Origin of the sequence: Exiguobacterium sibiricum 7-3 (genome assembly GCF_000620865.1) — a bacterium.
Taxonomy (GTDB): domain Bacteria; phylum Bacillota; class Bacilli; order Exiguobacteriales; family Exiguobacteriaceae; genus Exiguobacterium_A; species Exiguobacterium_A sibiricum_A.
In genome coordinates, this window is the sequence record NZ_JHZS01000009.1 from 1 (window position 1) to 5624 (window position 5624).

Genomic DNA, 5624 nt, shown 5'->3' on the forward strand with positions numbered 1-5624 from the left:
TTTTTTTTTCAAATGAAAGCTCGTTAAACATTTAGAACACTCCTTGTGCATTTATGGTAAGTCAATGTTTATTAGTGAAGCAATGAAACGAAATAGAAGATAGATGGGCACGAGAAATATGGCAGTCATGAGTCCTTGTTTTCCTGCGTCGAGCCATTCTGTCTTGAAAATTTTCCACTTAACGTTCGAAATCTTGCTCGTGAGACTTGCTGATATTTCGTTTAGTTGTTGTTCGTGCCTGTTCTTGAGACTGTTCAATTCTATCTCGATCTTCTGTGTGTTGTCGTGAAGGATTTGTTTCAATTGGCTTTGTTGCGCGACTATGCTGCTGTTGGCCTTCTCGCTCGTTTGCTTGAGTTGGTCGCTGATCAGTTTGTGGCTGCTGTTCAATTGGTCGAGGTGTGTACTCTGTATGGTCTTCAGCTGCTCGTGAAGGACTTGCTGGTTCTTGGTGAGTTGGCTCGAGTAGGTTTCGATCAATGCCTGAAGTTGTTCGTTTATGCTGCTGGTATGCTTTTCGAGTTCCTTGCTTCGACTGCTCAAGCTTTCGGTTGAATTCTTCATAATCAAATGCGTCACTTCTTCGGTGTCCTTGCTGATCTGAACGAGGTTCTCGATTTCCTGTTGGAACGTCATCTCTTTCTGAACGACCTCCTGCAGGACGGTCGATAGATAGCCCTCGACGGCTCTCAGACGCATCAGAAGCTCCTGTTCGTTCTGAATCAAGGGTTCTTGCGTCCGATGGAGTGGTGCTTCCTGTTTGTTCTCCACGTGATACTCCGGTGTATCCTCTGACTTCACCATCGTTTGTTCTTTCGCCTTCAATTGGTCTTTCAAACCCATCCTTGATGACCTCCCTCTCATAATCTGCCCCGAGTTTGTTGTCTCGTACTCGTTTTTTATTCGCATGATCGTAATACGTCGTCGTGTTTCCCCGTTCTCGTACTTCAATCTCATGTTTTTCAAACAGATAGCCTTTGAATGCTTCGTAGTCCGTCGTTTCTTGCTTGGCTTCCTCGATCTTCGTCCGGATCTCGTCCTTCCAAGAGGTCTTGCCCTTCTCGAGAAGGGCTTTCTCCGCCAATGTATAGCGAACCGGAGCGTCCTTTTTCACGATGACGGATAACCCTCGTTCCTGACAGAGTTGATCGCTCTCCTCACGGATCCGATGTAGGTCCTTCTTCGTGGACTGATACTTGCTGCCACTCTCGAAATTCACGGCATTGATGATGATGTGATTATGAATATGCTCCTTGTCCGTATGCGTGTAGATGACGGCTTCATGCCCTTTTGAGATGGCTCGAGCGAGTTCTTGCCCGATTTCGTTCGCTTGTTTGGCTGTCACTTCCCCTGGCTTAAAGGATTGAATGACATGGTGGGCTTGAATTCCGTCCGGTTTGCCCCATAATTCTCTCGTCGCCTTCATCTGAGACTTGGCATACTCCGGTGGACACTCGACCCCTGATCGTTCTTCTGCTCGTTTCTCAGCGTAGGAAATGAGCTTGTTGGCTACTTTTGTATTGCCGAGTTGAATTGTTGCCATATCTGATTCAACTCCTTCTGTATGTTTTCCAGTTCTTCTTTCGGTACTGATTTGCCCTCGTTTGCGTGTTTGGTCATCTGGTTTACGTTGTTCCCGATGGCACGCAATTGACGGGCCATCTCAAATGCGCCCTCTCGATCGATCTTCGGTGGTCGCATTCTCGATCCTTGTGCCTGCTTTTTAACATAAGCCGGCACACTCATTTGAAAACTTTCTGCTATCTCAGAAAGTTTCTCAAATTCGACTTCACTCACTCGAAAATTGACCTGTCGGTTCTCTTTTCGGTTCGCCTTCACAACAACCGCCCCCTCTGAATACGTACGAATTATGCCTCGAAAGATGGACGAGTAAAATCCTTTTACTCGTCCATCTTATTCGATTCATAGAGGGGTTGGCAAGCTTCGTATTTGCTAGCCACTTCGTGTCGCCAATACAGCTTGTCGGGGGTTTCCCCGAGCCCCTTTTTCTAAAAAATTAGAGTTTGTTCTTTTGTCTTGGGAGACAAAAGAAGCCACTTTCTCAAGGGAAGTGGCTTTGTAAATATCTTTAACCAAATGGCTTATCTACTACTACGTTACCTTCTTTGTCTAATAGGGGTGTCATCCCACTCAAACCTAGGCCGCTTGTCATTAAATAGTTTACACCTGTCTGAGTATCCACAACAATCTTAATAATACCCCCGTTGAGGTGCTGTTTTGATTTCAGTACGAAACGCTTACTCATTACTCATCGACCTTCTCTCGAATGATTTTCCATTTTATATACAATTAGATAAAATGCTGTGTTAGAATCAAAACTAGATGAAATTTACATAAATGTAAATAAAAAATCATCCAAAAAGGAGAATTTTTTTGAAGAAAAAAAGTTTTTTTGCTCTGACTATATCTTCTGCTTTACTGCTAAGCTCAACTGCTGCCTTTGCTGAGGCATCTTCAACAAGTACTAAAATTAATACGAGCATTCAAGATACTAACGATGATGTTTCTATCTTAAAAGATAACACTTCCCAAATCGTTGTAAAAGAAGTAAAAGAAGACGGTATCACAATCGCGAAAAAAGACAAAACTACTAATACACTAACAATCGAAAAATATGATGTTACTGGTGATGAACTGATTTCTACAGAAAGCTTTGACTTAAACGAATTGGAAGCTTCTGCTCTAGAAGCGCAAAAAGCTCAAAGTGAACCTTTACCAATACAATTACAAAAATCGAATATGGGGTTACAAAGTGCAGCTGCTAGTAAGACTACTATGAGCTATCAGAATACATTTATGAATCGTGAATATAGTATTTCTTTCTTTAAGGATGGTAAGAACAACTGGAGAATTAGAAGCGATGATCGCAGAAAAAGTGTTACTGAGAATAAGAGTAATCGATCAAATTTATCTAATTTCCGTTCTGCTGTTGAAAGAGTGAACAGTGGTGAACTTGCTGTTATTTCAGCAGCTGGGTTTACGACAGCAGTTACAATACTTACGGTATTCTTATCAGGTGGTTTAGCAGCAGGTATCGCAGTTGCGGGTGCAGGTGGAACAGTAGCTACTGCTTTATATACTGTTAACTCAGCCGTTTCAGATGCTGATTACTACTATAACAGAGTTAGATAATTTTTAAATTAGACTAAAAAGGGTTCCTATTTCATAGGAACCCTTTTTATACTTTTAATGCACGCTAAAAAATAGTTATTGTCAGAAAAGTCATGTAAGCGTACAATAAGCAGTAACAAAATATGGACGAAAACACAAAAAACGCCACTTCTCCTATCTACTTGTCGCCAAACGAGTAGATGATCAATGAAGTGACGCTTTTGAATAGCGAGTGTTAGAGCACTAGCTATTGATCGTTGAAGACACTCGCAGGTGGCTTCAACTAAGATGAACTTATCATACTAAGGAAACCTATACTTTACAAGGTTTTAGTACAGAAAAAGGACATCGTTCAGTAGCGAGTTTTGCGAAACCTGCTATCGAACGATGTCCTTTTTGTTTTGGTTTTACATATAAAAGAGGTCAGCACTCGCTCTCTAAACGAGTAGGTTCATCTAGCCGATGCAGTAAAATAGATCGGTCATCACCGCAGTTCCAGTAGGTGATGCGACGTTAGCAGGGGAAGGACGTAGAGCCCTGTACATAGCCTAAGTCCCGAAGGGATATGGTAAAGATCGTTGAGAGGTTCAGACGGGGTCATATGGTACGAGACCGTAGGCAGTCCCACGACAAACGGTGGGGAATTTCCTAGTAGGCGGCTGTATGATTGCTGTGACACGACCTGAGGTGGCTTCTGGCCACGTCAGAGTGGATTATATGACGAGTCGCCGAAAGGCAGCAAGGTAGGGCGTGGAAACGCCTTGTGTGCGCGATGATGCGCAGCGAGTCATATCGTGGGGGCGTGAATCCCTTGCAGTCTTGGAACGCCTAGACATACGGATACCTCGTCCTACACTGGACGCAGAAACGTTGGGCAGATTTAATCCTTTTATTTTCAAGGGGTTAGTCTGCCCATCCAGCCGTTTTCCTCGCCTGCCTCCCGCAGTATGCGCATGCTCTTCTAGTGCATCAAGTCTTTTAGATTAAAAAAAGGAAAAGAAAATGCAGGAAAGATGAAGATCAACGACTGGAGAACATGTCGTACGAGGAACGTTGAAGGAGGGAGCGAAGCGAGTCCATTCAATGTGACGCAGTACGCCACCAAACGAAGTGAAGGCGTAAACGCCGAAAACGAAGTGCGGTAGATCAGGAAAGCGAAAATCTTAAACAGGCATCCAGAGAGAAAAAGAGAGTAGATCTGATTATAGTTATTGATTCAATGTCATGAATTCTTGTTCTTTCAAAGGTGATTCTGTTTTGGAGTTATGACCATAATAATTTACGATGTATTCATTTTTTTTGTTTGTTTTGACAAAAAAGTCATAAGTAATTTTAGGTTCGTCTTTAAAAGCTAGTGTATACATATATCCGAATTTGTTGACCGTAGATGTTGTTGTATATGAACTTGGAGAAATAGAAAATTCTTTTTGAAGTAGAGATTGTAGTACTTTTTGACGGTCATTTTGTTCATTTAAAAATAGTGAAACTGCAGCCGTTATTATTAATACTAATGCTAGAGTGATGCCCCGTTTTTTTCTTTTGCCTTTTTTCATAGAAATCCTCCTTTTTCTTCTAAAAGTACATTTCGTTGCGTGAAATGACAATTCCTCGCAATGATACCGTTGGTATCAAGCCAAACACGAAAAAAACGGGCTATTTTGCCCGTTTTCACAAACTTTATCTGATTGATTTGTAGTCAATTTCGTAACCAGATTCGTCTAATTCTCTAGCTATTTGGTATTTCCATGAACCTGCCATGTCATATTCTTTGTAGATGACTCCAGCCAAATCGTTGGGGATCTCTACATCACCTTTTTTTAAAGCAATTGCATTTTCGAGACCAAGTTTGGCTGCAAAAAATCCATGTTCGAAAATTACATTTTGACGAGCTCTGTATTTTTCTTGATATTGCTCACCTTTTTCATTCAACTTTGCTGGTCTTCCGATATCGCATGGAGTATAAAGTACAATTGCAAAACCTACGTTTGCATGAGAATTGAATTTTTGAAAGATTGTTTGTCCACGATCTAATTGTTCATGTAAAATTATTGGTTCTATTCCTAAATGTTTTAAAAAAAGAGCAACTTCATGTTTTAATCCATCATCATGACCATGAACAATAAATACTTTTGTCTTGTCTATGAGAATCATTTTTTGAGGAGTAACGTTAGGTTTGTTCTCTTCTTCTGAAAGTTCTTTTTCTAGTTGTACGTTTGAAATTGCAGAGTTTAGCAAGGTCTCAGTATTTTTAATTCCATCTTGAAAAAAAGCATAGTCTTCAGAAGGATCATGATGTATATCTAACTGATGTAATATAGAAATGAAGGATATTTCTTCTAACATTGAAATATATTCGTCTGAATCCGGAAAAATTCTTTTAAGAATTTGTTTTGTTCTACTTCTAAAAATTTGTACTTTACTAGAGCGATCATCATCGTATTCAATCGCATTCACTTCATTTTTTTGTCGTTCTAATAAACTTATTTTTTTTT

The 5624-nt window shown here is 40.6% G+C and carries 6 protein-coding genes; 1 reads left to right on the forward strand and 5 read right to left on the reverse strand.

The features are described 5' to 3' along the window. Positions 1–178 precede the first annotated feature (178 nt). The 3 genes from P402_RS16795 to P402_RS17115 all read right to left on the reverse strand — a co-directional run bounded on the left by P402_RS16795 (position 179) and on the right by P402_RS17115 (position 2266). Entirely contained in the window at positions 179–1543 is a 1365-nt protein-coding gene (locus P402_RS16795) for a relaxase/mobilization nuclease domain-containing protein (protein WP_081776592.1), read from the reverse strand. After that, positions 1510–1839 carry a MobC family plasmid mobilization relaxosome protein gene (locus P402_RS0101000; protein ID WP_026827025.1) on the reverse strand — a complete coding sequence of 110 codons (330 nt, stop codon included), beginning with the start codon at positions 1837–1839 and terminating at the stop codon, positions 1510–1512. Before P402_RS0101000 ends, P402_RS16795 begins: the two co-directional genes overlap by 34 nt. Before the next feature lie 250 nt (positions 1840–2089). After that, the gene (locus tag P402_RS17115; RefSeq protein WP_235188798.1) at positions 2090–2266 is read right to left on the reverse strand and encodes a DUF6440 family protein; all 177 of its coding nucleotides are present in this window, start codon (positions 2264–2266) and stop codon (positions 2090–2092) included. 128 nt (positions 2267–2394) lie between these two features. Between P402_RS17115 and P402_RS0101010 the strand changes: the two genes are divergently transcribed. Beyond that, a complete protein-coding gene (locus P402_RS0101010; protein ID WP_026827026.1) occupies positions 2395–3153 on the forward strand; it encodes a geobacillin-26 family protein in 759 nt (252 codons plus the stop codon). A 1187-nt stretch (positions 3154–4340) separates the two neighbouring features. Here the strand turns inward: P402_RS0101010 and P402_RS0101015 are convergent. Both P402_RS0101015 and P402_RS16895 read right to left on the reverse strand, forming a co-directional pair. After that, positions 4341–4685 (reverse strand): hypothetical protein, encoded by a 345-nt coding sequence (locus P402_RS0101015; RefSeq protein WP_026827027.1) that lies wholly within the window; start codon positions 4683–4685, stop codon positions 4341–4343. A 124-nt stretch (positions 4686–4809) separates the two neighbouring features. Further along, on the reverse strand, positions 4810–5624 hold an 815-nt coding region (locus tag P402_RS16895), incomplete at its 5' end, for a TIR domain-containing protein (RefSeq protein WP_160168600.1).